Source organism: Salinibacterium sp. UTAS2018 (genome assembly GCF_004118935.1).
Lineage (GTDB): Bacteria > Actinomycetota > Actinomycetes > Actinomycetales > Microbacteriaceae > Rhodoglobus.
The window spans coordinates 1,084,122-1,102,773 of sequence record NZ_CP035375.1; the positions used below are offsets into that span (position 1 = coordinate 1,084,122).

The 18,652-nt window shown below is 61.1% G+C and carries 8 protein-coding genes; all 8 read right to left on the reverse strand.

The features are described from left to right. Positions 1-46 precede the first annotated feature (46 nt). On the reverse strand, positions 47-4,531 hold the full coding sequence (locus ESZ53_RS05210; RefSeq protein WP_129071855.1) for an FtsK/SpoIIIE domain-containing protein: 4,485 nt from the start codon (positions 4,529-4,531) through the stop codon (positions 47-49). Then, positions 4,528-6,810 carry a transglutaminase family protein gene (locus ESZ53_RS05215; protein WP_129071856.1) on the reverse strand — a complete coding sequence of 761 codons (2,283 nt, stop codon included), beginning with the start codon at positions 6,808-6,810 and terminating at the stop codon, positions 4,528-4,530. Before ESZ53_RS05215 ends, ESZ53_RS05210 begins: the two co-directional genes overlap by 4 nt. A gap of 56 nt (positions 6,811-6,866) precedes the next feature. After that, positions 6,867-8,237, reverse strand: coding sequence for a DUF58 domain-containing protein (locus ESZ53_RS05220; protein WP_129071857.1), 1,371 nt, complete (start codon positions 8,235-8,237; stop codon positions 6,867-6,869). Between the two features lie 14 nt (positions 8,238-8,251). Next, positions 8,252-9,220, reverse strand: a complete 969-nt coding sequence (locus tag ESZ53_RS05225; RefSeq protein WP_129071858.1) for a MoxR family ATPase — start codon at positions 9,218-9,220, stop codon at positions 8,252-8,254. A gap of 43 nt (positions 9,221-9,263) precedes the next feature. After that, complete coding sequence (locus ESZ53_RS05230) at positions 9,264-14,849, reverse strand: Ig-like domain-containing protein (RefSeq protein WP_129071859.1); 5,586 nt, start codon at positions 14,847-14,849, stop codon at positions 9,264-9,266. Positions 14,850-14,992: 143 nt separating this feature from the next. Next, entirely contained in the window at positions 14,993-15,700 is a 708-nt protein-coding gene (locus ESZ53_RS05235; protein ID WP_129071860.1) for a hypothetical protein, read from the reverse strand. Then, positions 15,697-17,385: a serine/threonine-protein kinase gene (locus ESZ53_RS05240; protein ID WP_129071861.1), complete on the reverse strand. Its 1,689-nt coding sequence runs from the start codon at positions 17,383-17,385 to the stop codon at positions 15,697-15,699. Before ESZ53_RS05240 ends, ESZ53_RS05235 begins: the two co-directional genes overlap by 4 nt. Continuing rightward, positions 17,385-18,647 carry an FHA domain-containing protein gene (locus ESZ53_RS14320; RefSeq protein ID WP_168187187.1) on the reverse strand — a complete coding sequence of 421 codons (1,263 nt, stop codon included), beginning with the start codon at positions 18,645-18,647 and terminating at the stop codon, positions 17,385-17,387. Before ESZ53_RS14320 ends, ESZ53_RS05240 begins: the two co-directional genes overlap by 1 nt. Positions 18,648-18,652: the final 5 nt, after the last annotated feature.

The following is an 18,652-nucleotide window of genomic DNA, read 5'->3' on the forward strand; positions in this document are numbered from 1 at the left end:
TGAGTCAATCCCACTAAAGCGATGGGTAGCGCTCCCCATCGTGCGGTCACAGCAGGGGCAGCTGCACCCGAGAGACTTTGCCGCGAGCAATGAACATTCCCCGGCCAGCAGGAAACTCGCTGCGGCTACCGCGCGGAAGCGGAGTCTTGAGCAGAATGTCGCCCTCGATTGAGTCGGGCTGCAACAGCAGACCCCGTCTCGCGTTCTTGATTTCGGCGAACAACGGCCACGATGCATTCCACGACGTTGTCTCTGCCTCGGCGACGAGCAGGTGCTCGCTGCGCTTCACCGCCTTAACTAACTCGACGATCGCAGCATCAGCGGGAGTCTGCAAGAAGTCAGAAATGTTCTCGATGAAGACAGAAATTTTGCCCTCTGTTTCTGGATCACTCACTGCAGCAGAAAGGTCCTTCGCGAGAGCCGCGACCTGTTCCACCGTCGTCGCCGCGCTCGTCCACTCGAGCGCTCCGGCCAGCCCCGAGCGAGCGTTACCGAGATAATAGCGCCGCGCAGAAGTATCGTAGCGAGCGACCGAGCGGGCAAGCCACTGAAGCGCATTGCTTCGACCGCTTGCGGGCGGACCAGATATCAGAAGCGTTCCCGCCGGTTCCAAACCGACGGCTTCTAGGGCTTCATCGCTCACACCGAGGGTGATCTTGGTGTCGACACGATCCGGCAACGCCGATTCGGAGTATTCCTTGGGCAACGCTCGAATCGGATCTACTGGGGTCACTCCCGCGCGCAGCATTGACTGCGCCAGCTTCTCGGCGGCGGCTGACTGTGCGGTCATCGAAACGGACCCGCCGAGAACGGCGACTTGCGTCTCTCGTCCATCGACAATCGCGCGCCCCGGAGGCGACGAAGGGCTCAAGATGTCGCTCGGCGCATCAAGCATGCTGTAGCCGGTGTCATCGGCCAATCGCAGAATGACGCGACGTTGGATGCTCGCCCCCACCGACGAAGGAACGGCACCGGGGCGATCAGCAGTGAACGCCACGTGGATGCCCAACTGGCGTCCATCGCTAAGAATGTCCTTGAACACGTCGTACCAGGCCGACCGCCCACTAGCCACTTCCCAGTCTTCACGGAACGACGGGAAGCCGTCGATCAGCAATAGCACTCGCCGTTCTGCTGGTGAGTTGGCCAAAGTGCGGTAGTCGGTGATGCTCGAGGCATTTGCCGCGGCGAACCGGGGCGCTCGTGACTCTAGTTGAGCTTTTAGATAGCGGAACAGGCGAATGACGCGCTCAGGATCATCCCCGCTGATGATTGAGCCAACGTGCGGCAGCGATTCCAGCATCCGCAAACTGCCCGTGCCGAAATCGAGCCCGTAGACCTCCATAGGGCCACCGCGTGGAGTGATCGCGGCAGCGTTCGCCAGTGTGCGCAGCGCCGTACTCTTTCCGGAACCACCAGTACCGTAGATGGCGATGTGACCATCGACATCCGGTAAGAAGTAGACCGGTAATTGCTCTTGTTGCGTAGGGAGATCGGAAACGCCGATCAGTAACTCACGGTCAGTTCGTTGGCGAAGCAATGACAAGTCGTAGACAGAAGAAATTTCATCGAGCCACGGCCGTCGTGGTGCCGGAATTCCCGCTGATGACGCCGCGGCGACAATCGATGACACCAGCCGTTGTTGGTCAGTGGGGCCAAGGTCCCGCGATTCCTCAACGGCATCGACTCGTGGTTCCTCCCAGGGAACGTCCCCACCGAAACGCAACTCGGCAACCTCCACGCTCGGTCGTTCGGGATCCCGTGATGTCCATCCGCCCGCATACCCGGACTGAAACTGCTGCAAACGCCCCGGGCCCGTCTTCGCGATACCGCGACCAGGAATAGAGGGGTCAAAGTGCGCGGCCGATTTCGTACCGATGACATCGCTGCTGTCAGACTCATCCGCCATGCGTAACGCCACTCGAAGATTGGTGTTCGCGCGCAGGTTGTCTTTAATCACACCGGCAGGGCGCTGTGTTGCCATGATGAGATGGATGCCCAACGAACGCCCGCGCTGAGCGATGTCGACGACGCCATCCACAAATTCCGGCACCTCCCCCACGAGCGCCGCGAATTCGTCGATGACCAAAACCAGAGCGGGTGGGCTCTCGGGGTCACCGCGCTTCTCCAGTTCAAGAAGGTCTTTCGCTTTTTTGCGAACCAGCAGGTGTTCCCGGAAGTGGAGCTCAGCCCGCAAGCTTGTGAGGGCACGACGAACGAGATGCGGGCTCAGGTCGGTAACCAAACCAACACAGTGCGGCAGGCTGACACAATCGGCGAACGCCGCGCCACCTTTGTAGTCGATAAAGAGGAACGACACCCGATCAGGACTGTACTCGGCAGCCATGCCCAGCACCCATGCCTGCAAAAACTCACTCTTGCCGGAACCCGTGGTTCCGCCCACCAGAGCGTGCGGACCCTGCGTACGCAAATCAAGGTGCATAGCATCGATGCCAGCGCTGCCTACCGTTGCCCGCAGCTTTCCCGAGCGACGTTTGCTCGGGCTTGCGCCGGGAGTCCGGTCGTGGATGGACTCATTCTGGCGCCAGCGGTCAACAACAGCGTCGCTTGCCTCGACAAGCTCGTGGCCGAGTACCGTCACGAGCGAGATCGACCGCGGTAGGTCGCTGTCATCCACCACGACGGCTCCAGCATCAATCACGGGCGATAGGCGACGAGCGAACTCCAATGCCTGGTCCGCGCCAACGTGCTCGACCTCAACGTCGGTTATTGCCTCTCCCAATCGCACTAAGCCCGCGGTCGCTAAGGGCGCGTCAGCGGTCACACTCATGTAGGTTCGGCAGACCGCAGGCAACTCGTCGAGCGTCGGTGCGAACCACAGGGGGAAGACGCCCGCGTCAGCACCGCGTTCCGCGAGTTGAACAAGACGCGCTCGATCCACGGCCGCATCGCTAGAGATCAGAACGACGATCGCAGGGATCGGAGACTTCGTGCCTTCCTCTGCTGAGTTCTCCCCGATCTCGGCGCCGCGTTCGAGAGCTGCTCGACGCTGAGCCATCGCCCCGCGACGGCTCGCCTTCGCATCCTTCAGACGTTGATCGACCACTGCCTCTAAGGCAGCGAGCAGCACCGCAGAACTCGACGAACTATCGGTGAGGTGGCTACCCTCCAGTGGGCTTTGCGGAGACGACGTGTGAGGCATCCACTTCAGCCACCCCAACTCACGCGACCACTGCGGTGTCACTAAGGAAGCAACGACCAGCTCGGCTGGCGAGTGCAATGCGGTGAGTTGGACCACGAGTCCGTTGACGACGCTCGCCGTGACAGCAGGGTCGCCAGCGATACCAAGCGCGCCCGAATCGAAGAGGTTGTCGACGATTGGCACCCCAGAAACTCGCTCGTTATCGGAGATCACAACGTCGAGCCGTTCTTGAAACTCAGGCAGGAGGTCGCCGCGAGAGGAAGATTCGACGACGTTCCGTGACTTCATTGTGCCGACACCCAAGCGGATGTTGAGGAAGGACCAGTGCTCGGCTCGCCGCGTCCACATGAGCGGACCGCGCCGCAGCGCTTGATCGAGAGTCTCCGACGTCGCCGGAGACTCTGCAAGCCGCGCCGTTCGCTCAACTACGCGCTCGGCCGCCAGTTGTTCGGAGAGAGTTGCCAAGTGGATGTCGAACTTCGCGATTGCCTTTTTCAAGCTCCGTTTGTTCTTCGACTTGTTCATGAAGTAGTTACCGATCAGCATCATCGGCGACATGAGAACGAAAAGGAGCGCTGCCGGACGGTCGAAAATCAGCCACATGCTCACACCGAGCAACACCGGCGCCACCATGGCTAACCACGGGAAGGTGCTGTCTTCTTTCTCGGCAGGTACTTCGGGAGCAGTGAAAGTGCGGCCCGGGTACCGCGTCTCGACTCGCGGTGAACGGTTGAACATGACCGGCCCCGGTCGTTGCACAAGCCCTCGCGACGCAACAGATTCCGCCACGTCAATGCGCAGTTCGGAATCTCCTACCAGAATGCTCTCCGACTGCGTGACGAGCAACCGTGGCACCAGCCCACCATCAACGACCACGCCGTTGGCTGATCCAAGGTCAACCACCTCAACGACGTCAGATATTTCTAGCCTCACATGGCGCTTGGAAACCAGCGGGTCGCTGAGAACCACGTCGCACGAAGAATCTCGGCCGAGGGTCACGGACCCTGCACGCAGCGGAAACTCTCTGCCGGCGTCTGGCCCGCTCATCACCCGAATGGTTGCCACCTGAGGGGAATTCCCCGACCCCTTTGCCGCGAAGTAAACACCGGCATCAGAGAGCTCGACTTTCGCCCCGGAACCCACCCAGGCTTCACCGATTGCGGCGTCAGGATGCAGCACGAGCCACTCATCTTGGCCGGGTAGGGCTGCACGAAGAGTAAGCGGGCGGTTGTCAGCTGCCACACCGGCCCGCAGCGGATCGACGCGCGCGATCGTTGTGGCGATATCCGCAACGGTGGCGGCGGCGTCGGTCGTCACGACGATGTCGTCGTCGAGGTGCGATGCCCTCGTGAGAGTGAGTTTCAGCTTCATGAGTCTTCTCTCTTCGATGAGATTTTCGCAGCCCAATCTCTGGCTGACCGGATGCGATAGCGACTGGCAATTCTTTGACGCACCGTAAGTCGAGACTTGCCGTCATCGATCGCAGCTCGCGCGGCCGACCATGCTTCGTCACTGCGTTCCACTGAGATCTCTCGGCCGGAGAACACTGCGTCGTCAGTGGAGACGGCGATGGGGCGCAGAGTGGCCGGGCGCGCTTCTTCTGAGACGATTTGAGCGTCGATTCGCTCGGCGACCATCACTCTTGTGGCCTTTGGCGGGACGCTGTATCCCAGCTCTGAGTACTGGTCGACGAGCTCTTCCCACGCGCCCGCGACTTGGTCATGGGCAGCAGCAGCCTCGCGACGACGACGCGCCCGGCGTGCCTTGTAAATCCCGATAATCAACAATGGAACGAGCAGGATGACGGCGGGAATCAGCAGGCTGAGCCCGACCACATACACCCAACCGGGAATCGCAAACGCCCGGCCTTCGTCTTCTTCGTCGCTCTCCTCGAGTTCGACCGGCGTGAGTAGGTCTTCTGGCTCTGCCTCGGCTCGGGGAGGTTGGCGCACCTGCGGTTGAGGCTCGCTCTGTGGCTTGGGCGTCTGGTCTTGAGGGATGTCGGTCTCATCCGGGGTCGGATTGAACGCGACCCACCCCACGTCGTCGAAGGCAACCTCGACCCAGGCGGTGACGTCGTCTCCCGTGACTTCGACAGTTTGGCCGTCAGCGATCTCCGGGGCGAAACCCATTACGACTCGAGCGGGATAGCCGAAGCTGCGTGCCATGAGGGCAAATGCTGACGCGTACTGCTCTTGATCTCCCACCATCTGATTGCGTTCGAGAAGGTCGACAATGCGGTCAGCGCCGTGCCCGGCCCGAGAAGGTACGGTGTCGGAGGCGCGACCGTGACTCAGAAACCCTGTCGAGGTGAGCGCCAGCTGGATAGCCTGCAATTGTGCAGCGGGCGTGGTCGCGTTTGCTGCGTACTCTTGAGCCTTCGCGGTGACGATGTCGGGGCTTGCCGTGACCGGAGGCAGCTCGACTGCCGCCACCGCTACATCCGCGAGATCTTCCGCAGAAATGACTTGCTGCAGTATCGCGTCGATGGTGTACGTGTCGCCGTCATGAAGGCCCGCGGTGAGTACCGCTGTTCCCGTCGAATCGTTGTAGCGAAGCGTGTCACGAGCATCCAGCGCATCGCCCGCAGTGAAAACGAGATCTGTCGGATAGCCGATGCTGGGCATCCAGACATCGGCGTAGGTCTCCATGGTGAAGGTGACCCCGGTGCGACGCTCCGGCGTGATGAAGGCTTGTTCCGGCAACGCGCGGCCCACAAGACTAAATGTGCCAGATCCTTCCGCACTCGATTCGGCCCCGGTGACGTTCCACAGCTTGCCGGTGAAGGTATCGAGCGTTGCTAGGCGTACGGTATCGCCCGGTTTCAAACCAGACACCGAGAACAACACATCGTCGGTCACCTGCTTGGTGTAATGCCGAAAACCCGACAGCGGGCTCGGGTACTGGAGCGGATCAAAGGGCGGCTCAATTTCATCCCGCAACACAAAACGCTGGTCTTGTGCTGGAGCAATCCACCAGCCCGCCCCCCCGCCGAGAAGCACCGCGGCGGCGAGTACGACGGCGGTGCCGGCGATTTTGCGCGAGCGCATCCGCTGTGCTCCAGCCTGCGCGACGTTGTCGCCTGCCCGACGCCACCCCAACCAGATCAGAGCGAGAACGGCGAAACCAACGCCGCGAACCCCTGCTTGGTAGGGATCGTCGGTGCCAATCAGGATGCTCGCGAGATAGATAGCCAGCGGTCCGAGAAGCACAACGCCATACCGCCACGCTGCTCGAGTGCTGCCGGGCAACCAACGGGTAGCAAGCGATGTCGACACCAGCGCGACTAGCCACGTGGCGAGGTAGGGCACCACCGTGATGTGCTGCGGTGCCTCAATCGGTGTGTTGAGCGTGACGATATCTGCCCAGCCGTAGACCGTTCCTACCGCTATTGTCGATAGCGCTTGAAGGCTGGGGAGCACGAAGAAAAGCGCCTGCTGCGGAACGGCGATGGCCGCGCCAAACACAAAGTAAGCGACCACGGCGATCGTGATTGTCATGACGATGTTGAGTCGCCAGAGGCTCGCAACGATTGCTGTCACCGCGCCAAGGATTAGTCCGCCCAATGCGGGAACAAGGAAGCTGTAACCCCCGAACGAAGGCTCGAATCCGAGGAGCCCGATAGCGACGAGAGCTAGCACGATGCTCACATCGGCCCACGTACGCGGGCCCAACTTTCTCCGCCCTGCGGGCTGCACTGGTGCGCTCAACCGCCCAACCCCCGCACGAGTCGCGAGAGATCGCTGAGATCACCAATGGTAATGACCGTCAATCCAGCGACCGCCGAAATCTTGGGTTCAGCACCGGCGACCACGTGGAAGGCGACCTGGCTCGTGTCTTGACCGAATAGCGACTGCACGCTGCGAAAATCGGCGGTGCTCATCTGTGACCCCGCCACGATCATGACCACGCTGGGGGCAGGCAAGCGACGAGTCTGTTCGCGCGCGAAACTGCGGACAGTTTCGGAGCGGTCAGCAACGGGGTCAATACGGCACGACGCATCCAACATCGACGTCACCGTTTGTGTTTTCCAGAGGCCAGTTTCGCTCACCACGTTCATTTGCGTACCGTCGCGAATTACCTGCGCGGCGATCGACGCCGTTACCGAAATCGCCAGTTCGAACTCCGCCTCCGACGCATACAAATCGCTGCGCGACGAATGGATAATGGTCAGCTGCGAACGCCGAGTCTCCTGAAATTGCCGCACCATCAGTTGACCGATGCGAGCCGACGTGCGCCAGTGAACATAACGGCGATCGTCGCCCGGAACATAGGGACGCAGAGCGTGGAACGCGATGTCGTTGTTGGTGATCTTGTTCGATACCTGACCTTCGAGGTCTCGCACTAAGCCGGCGGCAGACGGGATCAAACGAACGGTGATCGGGTGAACGAACAGGTCCACCGCATCCGCCCACTTCAGAGCGCGGCGTAACAAGCCGATCTGATCTCCCCGCACTGACTCCGCGGGGCCAGCGACGATCACGGCGCGTTTGGCGGTGGGCACAGCAAACAGCTCTTCGTGCTGCTCTTTGGGCTTCATAGCGGGCAGTTGAAACTCCGCGACGCCCTTTCCGACGGGCAGTTCCATGCGCGTCGGGGGTAGCGCTCTCGGCCCCACGTTAGTGACGAGCATTCGCCCGAGCGCCCGATCGCCGACAACAACACGGCGCGGATTGAGCTCGACCACCACACCGTACGAGGCGCGCCCGAAGAGGAAGGCGCTGCTCACCACCACTGCGGCGAACAACACGGTGGCGAGAAAAGTGAACTCTTGCCAGCCGAAGACGATGCTGAGAGTGAGGGCGACGGCGGCGAGCAACAACACCAACCAACCCAACGGAGTGATGACGCCGACGATCGGGCCGAAGGTTCGCTTCAGCGCCCGAAATACCGGAGTGAGCAACCCCGCCAAGCCGCGAAATACTCGACGAAGTGATTCTGATGTTCGTGCCACCGGGCCCGGACCGGAACCCTTAGTTGAGGGCCCTGGTGGGCGTGACTCCGCAGCCGGGCTCGGCACGGGTGCCGGCTCGGCTTCGGAGCGCTGTTCGGGAAGCACAGAAGAATCAGTAGTCATGAAAAACGCAGTTGTTACGACGCGCGGTACGCGGGCGGCTCGATGTCGACCAAGATGCGGTTGATGACGTCTTCGGCGAGCACCCCAGCGAACTCAGATTCGGGGTCGAGGATGACGCGGTGTGCGAGCACGGGAACGGCGAGATCCCGCACATCATCCGGCGTCGCATAGGTGCGCCCTTGAGTAATCGCCCAGGTCTTAATCGCCCGGGCAAGCGCCATGGCGCCACGCATGCTCACACCGAGCACCACGTCTCGGTCTTTACGGGTGCCCTCAACGATGCTGTTGAGGTACTGCATGACCGATTCGTCGACAAACACTTCTGCCGCAAGCGCCGCCATCGCCACGATCGATTCTGGCTTGATGATCGGCGACACGAGAGAGGCGCGTGCCCGCGTTCCCGAATCCATCAAGAGTGAAACCGCGGTGGCACTGTCGGGGTACCCCAGCGTGGTTTTGATGAGGAAGCGGTCGAGCTGGGCTTCCGGCAGCTTGTAAGTTCCGGCCTGCTCTACTGGGTTCTGGGTTGCAATAACCAAGAACGGCGCTCCGACCGGATGCCCTTCACCGTCGATCGTGACGACACCCTCTTCCATCACCTCGAGCAGCGCACTCTGAGTCTTGGGGCTAGCGCGGTTGATCTCGTCGGCAAGAACGATCGAGGCGAAGATCGGTCCGTGGTGAAACTCGAACTTGCCCTTCGACTGGTCGAAAATCTGCACGCCCGTAACATCCGAAGGAAGAAGGTCAGGGGTGAACTGAATGCGCGACGTGGTGCCATCGAGGGTGTTCGCTAGCGCCTTCGCCAAGACCGTCTTGCCTGTTCCCGGAAAGTCCTCGAGGAGTACGTGACCGTCAGAAATCAGCGCCGTCAGAACTAAACGGATCACGTGATCTTTGCCCACGATTGCCTTGTCGACGTTGGCAATGAGCTTCTGGAAAGCACCAGCGAACCACGTCGCTTGTTCTTGAGTTACGGGCATTCGAAACTGTCCTCTTTCGTTGCTTGATCGTGTCGGGTGGTGTCTAGCATGCCGGGATGTCTTGCACGGCAACATTGGCACCGCGAACGCCATCGAAAATTGGCCAGACAACGAATCTTCCGTCAGCGTTACCCGGGGTTCTATTCCAGACTTTCCACGCCGACGTGCGCTGATGACCATCAGCCCATCGGCCGGAATAGGAACTGCTGAAGGAGCCGTTTTGGTCGCCAATTTGAAGGGTGTGGTTTCCGTTGCTCTGGCCGCTCCAGTTGAAACCGAAGTTGTGAACGCCCGGTGATTCCCCATTGAAGTAGAAGCAGAACGAGACCGTCGCCGGCGTAACGATCGCCCCGGAGGTGCCGGTACCAGCTGCCCCGGCTCCAGCATTGTTTCGCGCAACGACAGTCAGCGTGTAGCTACCCGCCGCAGGGAGGCCCGTATTAGTAACGCTCGTGCCCGTCGTCGTGCCGGTAGCACCGTTGCTCAGGGTCCAGGTGTAGATGAGGTTGTCCGTAACGGCGGCACCACCCGGCGCCGCAGCCCAGGTCCATTTAATGCTGCCGGGAGTGGTGGCTTTGGTTACCGCTCCGGTTATTCCTGTCACGCGCCCCGGCACGGTTTGGTTCTGAACTTGCGCCGAATTCGAGGTACCTTCGGAGCCTCGTTTGCCACCGGAGTTCTCGGCGTAAACCGTAAAGGTGTAATTTCCCGCGGCCAGGTTCGCCGTGGTCGTCGCGCTAGTACCGGTGGTCTCCCCCGAGTCGCCGTTGCTCGACGCCCAGTGATAGGTGGTCGTGCCACCGGTGCCGCCCACCGCGGGCCACGACGCCGACACTCGGCCGTTAGGCGCCCACTGGCTTTGCACTGAGGCGGTCACTACCGGTGCGGCGGGTGTGCCGTAAGGGGTGATCTGGTCGCTCGTTGGCGACCACTCTCCGGGTCCATGTTCGTTGATAGCGCGAACACCGAACGTGTAGGGCGTGCCGTTCTGAAGCCCCGTCACAGTGCACGCAGCGCCCGCTTCACAGTTTGTCGGGAGGGTGGCGACAGCCGGGGTCGTGCGTACTTCGTAGCTCACGATCGGCTTGCCGTTGGTGGCGGGCGCAACGAAGCGCCAGGTCGCCGATTTATCGCCGCCAACGGCCGAGCCCTCATCCCGAGTCGGCTTCTGGGCACCGTCGGGAACATCGCTCACGATCAGCGTTACCGTGCCATTGACGTGACGATCCGCATCCTCTGTGGCGTCGGCGATTGTGTACACAACCTCGATTTGACCGCTCTTGAGCGCCGCATCCGGCAGTATCGAAATCGAGTCGGCCGTGAACGTGACGTCAGCGGGCTCGCCCGTGTTTTGCACCTGCGCGTCGATAACGGTGAGGGCTTCGCCCGTAGTCAGATACGGATTTGAGTCGTTGGTCAATGGATTGACGGTGATGGTTCCGTCGCCGCGTTGCGACTCGACCACGTCGGACACTGCCACGGCAAGGGGCCGGGTGGAACCCACCACCGTTACGTTGATCGTGCCGGGGACCTCGAACTTGTCCCAACGCAGCATGACACCCAGCGTGATTTTCGTGCCTTTCGGAGTGGTGCGCGGAATGTTCAGACTGAGTTCTGAACCGCTGAGTGAGGCATCGAGACCGTCCGTGGCTCCCGTTAGATCGGAGTACTTGACCTCGTTGAGAATTGAATTGTTCGGGTGTGCCGTGGAGTCGCGCAGATCGATCGTGGTTGTTTCGCCCACTTCAACTTGCGGGCTCGGGCTCGTAAATTCAGGTGGGGTGTCTTTGAAATCTGGATCGCCCACGACGATGTTGAGACGAAGGCCGGCCTCGATGCCCGCCGGGTCGTTCTTTGACGCGCCGTCGGTCACGGTGAAGTTCACGGAGGCGGGGCCGCGGTAATCCTTGGCGGGAGTGAACGTGATGGTGTCTTTGTCGACATAGTTCGGCTCGCCGTTGCCCTGCACCGCACTGACGGTGCCCTCGTTCGGGATCCATACGTCACGGCCAGAAGGAGCGAGGACGATGTCAGAGAGCTTCCATTGTCTGGTCTCATTCATCGCCACGTATTGCACGGGCAAGTTGGGATCGATGACGGGAGGCTCGTCAAAGTTCTCGTCTACAGCCGCCGGAACAAGAATGAATGCTCGCGCGCTCAGATCGTCCAACTCGTTGGTGACGCTATACGTGATCGCTTTGCGCGTGGCACCGGGCGTCACCACGATTTGCCCGTTGATTTCGGCGAGCACACCCGCATCGGCATTGGCGCCCTCGAGGGCGACCACGAGATCATCGGTTTTACCGGCCGGGTTGAACGCGTAACCGTCAAAGAGGTCGATCGTAATCGATTGTTTTCCGGCGATATCTTTCTTCACGATGCTGACGTCATCCGCGCTCGGAGGAAGAATCGGAGCGTCCTTGGTCACCTTCACCAGGACATAGCTGACCGCAGAACCGCCTCGGTCATTCGTCAGGGTGTAGCGAATCGAGAACGACTGTTCTTCGTCGGGCGCCGTGAGCAGCAGAAACTTGTGCCCGATGACTTCAGCGGAAACCCCATCCGGTACATCAATCAGTTCGGCCTCGACGGAGATAGGCGCACCCTGAGGATCCGAGTCGTTTTCGGAGAGATCGATCTGCGCTGTACGCCCCGGACGGATAGCGACGCTGTCGGGCACCGCGATGGGGTCACGGAGCTCGTCAGGCTCGGGGATCACCGCAATTTTCACTTCAGCGACACCCGTCGCACCGAACGCATCTACCACTTCGTAGCTGAACGTGTCTGTGCCCGCTGCAGCGGGTGATGACTCGTAAATGAAGTAATCGGTGCCGAATTCCTTCACAGAACCGAGCGTCGGATTGGTCGGGAAACCCAGCAGTGTGGTCGAGTCGCCATCGGGGTCGACCGTACTCAGGGGAATTTCAATACGCAGTTCGCCGCCGGCGAGGACGCGGGCAACGAGCGTTGTCGGTGTCGGGTCTTGATTGGAATCAGCGTCGACGGGAGTCACGGTAAAGCTTGCGGTTGCTGCCGCCGTCTCGCCGAAGGGATCCACGACGCGGTAATCGACCGTGTAGAGGCCGGGGGTGGTCGGCGCTTGAAAGCGGAGAGCATCCCTGCTGACGAAAGCGACACCGTCAGACGGGTCGCTGACAAGTTCGGGATCAAGAGACATTGAACTGTCATCGGGGTGAAAATCGTTGTCGAGTACATCGAGAGTGATGACATCGCCCGCACGAACCTTCGCGGCGTCGTCGAGCGCGACCGGTGGTTGGTGCTTGGTGAGAGCGGGCACGGGCACCACGGTGACGCCCGCTGTAGCCGTGCCAACACCATCCGAGATCGTGTACGTAAAGTTGACCTGCTTGGTGAGGGCCGCGGGCGACGTCACTCGAATCAGAGTGCTTTCAAGAAGCTCAACGACGAGTCCCTTATCGGTGAGAGCGGGATCGACATCGATCGATTGAATGGCGAGAACGTTTCCGCTTGGGCTGACATCGTTCGACAGCACCGAGACCGTCGTCGGTTCGTCTCCCCGCAAGTAGGCCGTATCTTTCACCGCGACGGGCGGAAGATCCGAGGAGTCGGGGGTCGGCTGCACATCGATACGCACTAGCCCGACGCTCGTATTTGCCCCCGCGCTCAGCGTGTACGTGAGGTAAAAGATTCCAGCGGATGCCGAACTAAAGGTGATCTCGCCGCGGTCGCTATCGAACGACGCGACCGCACCGTTCTCTGCCTCATCGAGCGCGATGAGTGAGAGTGCTTTACCCGACGGCGACAGGTCATTGAGCAATGGCTCGATCACGACCGTTTCGGTGGCGAACGCCGTTGCGAAGTCAGGGGTACCAACAGGATTGAGCGTTCCGGGGGGCTCAACGGTCACAATGAGCTCTCCAGGAACAGGAGTATTACTGCCGTCTGACACCAGGAAGGTGATCTCTTTTTCGCCCAGCTCCGAAGTCTGATGAGTGAAGGTGATGAATCCGTCGGGAGTAAAGCGAACAAGGTCGCCCGACTTCGGAGACGCTGCCACGAGAGAGAGGTCGTCTCCGTCTGGATCTTTCCAGTCGGCTAATACGTTGTAGCTGACGGTCTGGTTGGCCTCAACGCTGACACCTGCTTCGCGAACGCTGAAGGGCAGTTCATTGCGCCCCTCCGGCACAACTGTCGCCGTCACGCGCGCCTGAGCGACACCTTCTCGTCCGTCGTCGATCGTGTAGCTGAACGCGATGGATCCGACAAACTCAGGAACGGGCGTGAATTGCAGCGCACGGCCGCCATCGATGAGATCGAGTCGCCCGGTCGATTCCGCTACCCGATCGTAACCGGAGATTACTAAGACGTCTCCGTCGGCATCCGTATCATTCTCGAGCACGGTGAACACGGTGGTGCGGCCTGGCCGAACTCCGTATTCGTCGTCGACAGCGACCGGCGCCCGGTTAGTTTCGGTACGTTCAGCAAGAGTGTCTTCGAAAGACTGAATCGACGACTTCTCGTCGCCTTCCTCTTCTGATTCAACGTCTTCCGGCGGGGTGACATCGTCCCAGTTCTCGACGAGTCGCATGTTGTCGTCGAGCAACCACACGTTTCCGTTCGACAAATTGTTGAGCGCTATTACCGAACCATTAACGCGGAACTCGAGCTCGCTGCCTTGAGTGGGCTCGGAGATCGCATGAGTCTGAACGTCGCCATCGGGGCATGCCAGCACGTAGCGTTGCGCCGACGCCCAAGCACCATGGGCGCAACCGTCGAGCGCGATCGGCGCCGAGACGCCGGAAAGGTCCGCCGCTGGAGTGGACATATCGGCGTCGATATCGGTGGTCTCGCCGTTGCCGAGATCAATCCACTGAAGCGAATCTGCAGTCGCCACGACGGCGAACTCGGATTCCGTGCTGGACTGCTGCAAGCGAAGGCCCTGCTTCGCCAGAGGGTAAATTGACCCGCTCTCGGTGACCAGCTCGTTGGTGGACTGGTCAAAGACGACCGCAGACTCGCCAGCGGCCGCGATCTGAAATTCGCCGACGGCCGGGAAGTCGGAGCGTACTGGTTCGTCCGCGATCGTGGCGACGCGGTAAACCGATTTCTTCTCGGAGGACACCGCGATGACAACACCATTAGCGGTAACAGCAGCACGCCCGCCAACCCCCAATTCGAGAACAGGCGGCGTAGAAATGTAGTTGAACTGCAGGTCGCCTACTGAGGGAACAATCCACAAGTCACCCTGTGGTGAAACGATCGCCAAGTTGGTTCCGCCGAAGGAGACGTCTGCCTCGGGCGGCAGGTCGATCGCGGAGGTCACTTCAGTCGTCGCAGGATCAACGGACTCGACGCGATGGGCAACGGGGTCGACCATAAAGAGGGCGTCACCATCTTGAAGAACATCGAACCGAGCGCTCGAGGCAATCACTGAACCGTTGAGCTCGTCAATTTGACGGTTGAGTCGGCCACCAAGGAGCTGCTCGCCGTTGGTGACCCACACGTCGCTCGCGACAAGGTCGACGTCAGACACCGGGTAACCAGGGTGCAGCGCGGCCACCGTGAGCGGCACGCCGACAACGAGCGAGAGGGTAACTACCGAAGCAATAGTTTTGCGATTGGGCATACGGCTAACGGACAGCTTCACGTTGCACTTCTCCCGAACTCCGCACTACGAGCGTGCCTCTGTTTACGATGAAATTCTGCCCAGCAAATTACTGAATTATCCTAGCATTCGTGCGCACTGGGCAGGGCGGTGGGGCATGGGTAGTTCTGCCCTCCCCGCCCCAGTTATGGGGCCTCGTCTGAAGAATCGATGCGGTCAAGGAGATATAAATCGTCTTTATCCACTAGCCGAGTTGCCACGGCGTATTCCACAAGGCGCAATCGACGGTTGGTTGCCAAGTTGTCTTTTCCGCCCCGCAGGCCGGCCACTCCACGCTTCGCGAGTTTCTCGCAGACGTTGTCGAGTTTGCGGTTGAACGTGGTAATCGACCATCCCAATCGCGCGGCGACATCGGATGATGCGGGAATATCGCCGCGCCCCGGTGATGCCTGGCGTAACACTCCCTCGGCCAACCCGACGATGAGAAGTCGCTGCGACGACGTGAGCGGAATGGGGCCGATTGTCGTGGACCCGCTGGGGCCGGTCACCGAGGTAGCAGACGTGTAAAACTCGTCGCCCGTGTGAATCGTGAATTCGTACGTCGTGGAGCCCGCGCTAAACAGAACACTCATCTGCGGGAACACGATCGGTAACCGCGCCCCGGGTGCCAGCCAGGCCTGCACTTGCCCCGTGACATCCGTCACAGTTGCGGTGAGCAAGTTACCCACGTTGCCCAGCCACCACAAACCGAAATCTTCGTAGATGCGCAAAAACCGTCGGTGGAGGTAGGGGTTGTCGTCGATGACGAGGTCCGACTCGCGACCGATATGAAAGTCATCAGGGCTGACGACCTCGTACCACTCGCCACAAAATTCAATCTTGAGAGGCTTCACTGGGGAAAACACGCCTCCAAGGGGTTTGCTGACTCGATTCCGGCCCGCACAATTCTCACGTCGGCGCAGAGCGTGGCTCCCGCAACGTAACCGTCGACGGCGATCACTCCCTCGTCTGACTGCGTCACTGGCTCGCTGTCGCGCCCGACCCGCTGCCAAATGACGCGATCGCCCTCCTCGAGCGGAGCCATGTCAATGGTGAACGTCACCGTTCCGTCAGACTCGGATGCCGAGATCAGCGTCGGGGTCGGCACGCTCTCCACGATCGCCGAAGTCGGCGCCGCCGAAGGCGCGGCCACCGTCGGCTCTTCTGAGGCGGGAGGATTCGTCACCGCGAGCGCGAGGACTACAGCGAGTGCCACGGCAGCCGCAGCGCCACCGACCACCCAGGCGAGCACTCGTCGACGTCGCGAAACTGGCGGCGGCGGCGCAGAGCCAGAGCCCGCGTTTGGCTGCTCGACAGTGCTCGGCGACGAGGGCGTTGAACTCGCCGCCGGTTTACGCCGAACCACGGTCTCGCCGAAGACTGGTTCTGGTTCTTGAGGCTGCGCTACCTGCTGCGGCGCTCCGCGCAGTTGAGTTTCATCTGCGCCGAGGGCTGGTGCGGCCGAGATGTCACCCGACGCGGGCTGACCGATCGGCGCCATTGAAGCCGTTGGTGCCGTCGGTGCCGCCGGCTGGGCCTCGATCGTCGCGACTCCGCGCGCCCGCGTTGCATCTTCATCGCCGCTGTCGTTCGCCGTACGGGCCACGTCATCCACTGCCAGATTGGGCACGTCAACCGTCGTGGGGGCATACCCCAGCTCTAGCTCGACCCGCTGCAACGCTCGAGCAAGATCGAGGGCGCTCGCGAAGCGATCTTCGCGCCGCGAAGCCATGCCCTTGCGAAGAACCGCAAGAAGGCTCGCCGGAACATCGGTACGAGTCAGCGGGGTAATCAGCCCTCGCTCGATACGCCCCATGAGATCGAGCGCGCCGTTCGAGCGCCCGCGCACCTCGAACGGGGTATGCCCGGCGAGGAGCGTATACAGAGTCGCCGCGAGCGAGAATACGTCGGCGCGAACATCCGGATTCGGATCGTCTTCAAACATTTCGGGCGGCGACCACGGAACAGACATGCCGATCGAGGCTCCGGTAGTGGAACCGCTTTCTTCGATCTGCGGCGACCGAGAACTGGTGTGAAGTGGAATCTCGTCATCGAGCGCCGATGAGATGCCAAAGTCGGTGAGAGCCGGCCAGCCGTAGTCGTTTGTCAGGATGTTGGCGGGCTTGATATCACGGTGCAAGATTCCCGCTCCGTGCGCCGTCGCGACCGCGCCGCTGACCCGAATGCCCACGCGAAGCACATCGGTGACGGCGAGCGCCGCGCTTTTATACCGCTCGGCAAGGCTCGGCCCCGAGCAATATTCCATGACGAAATATGGCCTGTCATCACTGGCTACATCGGCGTGAAAAATGGACACGATGTATGGATGCGCGGACAACTGCGCCATCAGGTTAGCTTCTGCCACAAACGACGCCCGAGTCGCTGGCGCGAGGTCTTCAGTGAGCAACACCTTCACCGCGACCCGACGTTTGGGCAGGTGCTGGTCGTACAAAAATACGTCGCTGAAGCCACCGGACCCCAGCAGTTTCACGAAGGTGTAGCCGGGTAGTTCGGGAGGAGTGGATGGCGCGCGGCGCATTACTCTGCCTCTCCGACGACGAGCGTGACATCGCCGCCAAGATCGATCACTGTTCCAACGATGACGGCGGTCGGCTCCCCTGCGCGCAGACGTTGCGGTTGCCTTCCGGGCAAGACAACGAGCGTGCCATTGCGAGAGTGCAGGTCGGTGACGACCACGGTGCCGCCTTCGACCGCCACCTGCACGTGGTTTCGGGAAATGTCTTTGTCGCCCGGAATAGTGACGAGTCGCGGTAACGCACCACTAGATACCTTGCTCACCGACGGCGAACGGCCCACCAAAATTGGCTGCGTGAGCAGTTCACGTGATCCGGTGGACACATCAAGATAGAGAACTGGTTGAGACTCGACTAGTGGCGCTGCTGCACCAACGACGCGTGCTCCGGACGACGCGGCACGATGGCTCAGGAGATCGCTGGTCATAATGGTGAGCCCATCGTGGTCACCTTCGCTGTCGTCGAGCGGGATCGGTTCCGGAGATGCGATCGGGGCATCAGCACCGTCGTCGTCGAGCACGCCTGCGGCAGCAGAAACATCGCGCATGACCGTTTCACCGAAGAGGTAGTCGTAGGCACTGCTGGAATCACTCGGGCTGTTGTCGCCAACAGCTGGCGGCGGAGAGAAGTCGTCGACGGCGGGCTTATCGGCGATCGTCGCTTCGGATACACCGGCGGGCTGGACAACCGCCTCTGCGGGCAAAGCGGGCGGAGCAGCGGCAGCAAGAACCGGAGCAACAGCTGCCGGCGCGGGAGCAGTTGGCGCGGGAGCAGGAGCAGCAGCCGGCGCAGACTGGACTGTGCGAGCTGGGGCGGAACCGTCGCGGATGCAGGTGATGATCCCAGCGCGCACAACGCCATCCAGAATCGGAAGGGGATCTGAGCTGCGAACCTCGTGAACGGTGAGCTCACACTCGAGAACATCGTCGAAGTGGCGTTCCGCCCAGGTGCTTACACGCGCGCCGTTCACCGTCTCGGTTCCCCCGTGCGCTGTGATGGTCACGCTCACGGGGCCGCGAACAATGACACTCGCGCTGGCGTTATCCGCCTCATCCGCCGTCCAGCCGACGAGAGCGAACGATGGAGTAGCCGCGAGCCCCTTCGCGCTCAACAGCTCAACGGCAGCCTGAACGCCGTGAGAGCGTGCGGACCACAAGTCGTGCAGCAAGTGGTTATCCGTCGAATCTACGAATACGATCTGGTGCTCGCCGACCACTGCCGACCAGGGTGCGTCGGTGCTGGGTTCGTACAGGTACTTCACGCTCACTGCAG

Excerpts from the sequence above, each read along its gene's own strand:
- ESZ53_RS05210 (WP_129071855.1), bottom strand. The coding sequence starts at position 4,531 with ATGAAGCTGAAACTCACTCTCACGAGGGCATCGCACCTCGACGACGAC.
- ESZ53_RS05220 (WP_129071857.1), bottom strand. The coding sequence starts at position 8,237 with ATGACTACTGATTCTTCTGTGCTTCCCGAACAGCGCTCCGAAGCCGAG.
- ESZ53_RS05225 (WP_129071858.1), bottom strand. The coding sequence starts at position 9,220 with ATGCCCGTAACTCAAGAACAAGCGACGTGGTTCGCTGGTGCTTTCCAG.
- ESZ53_RS05240 (WP_129071861.1), bottom strand. The coding sequence starts at position 17,385 with ATGCGCCGCGCGCCATCCACTCCTCCCGAACTACCCGGCTACACCTTC.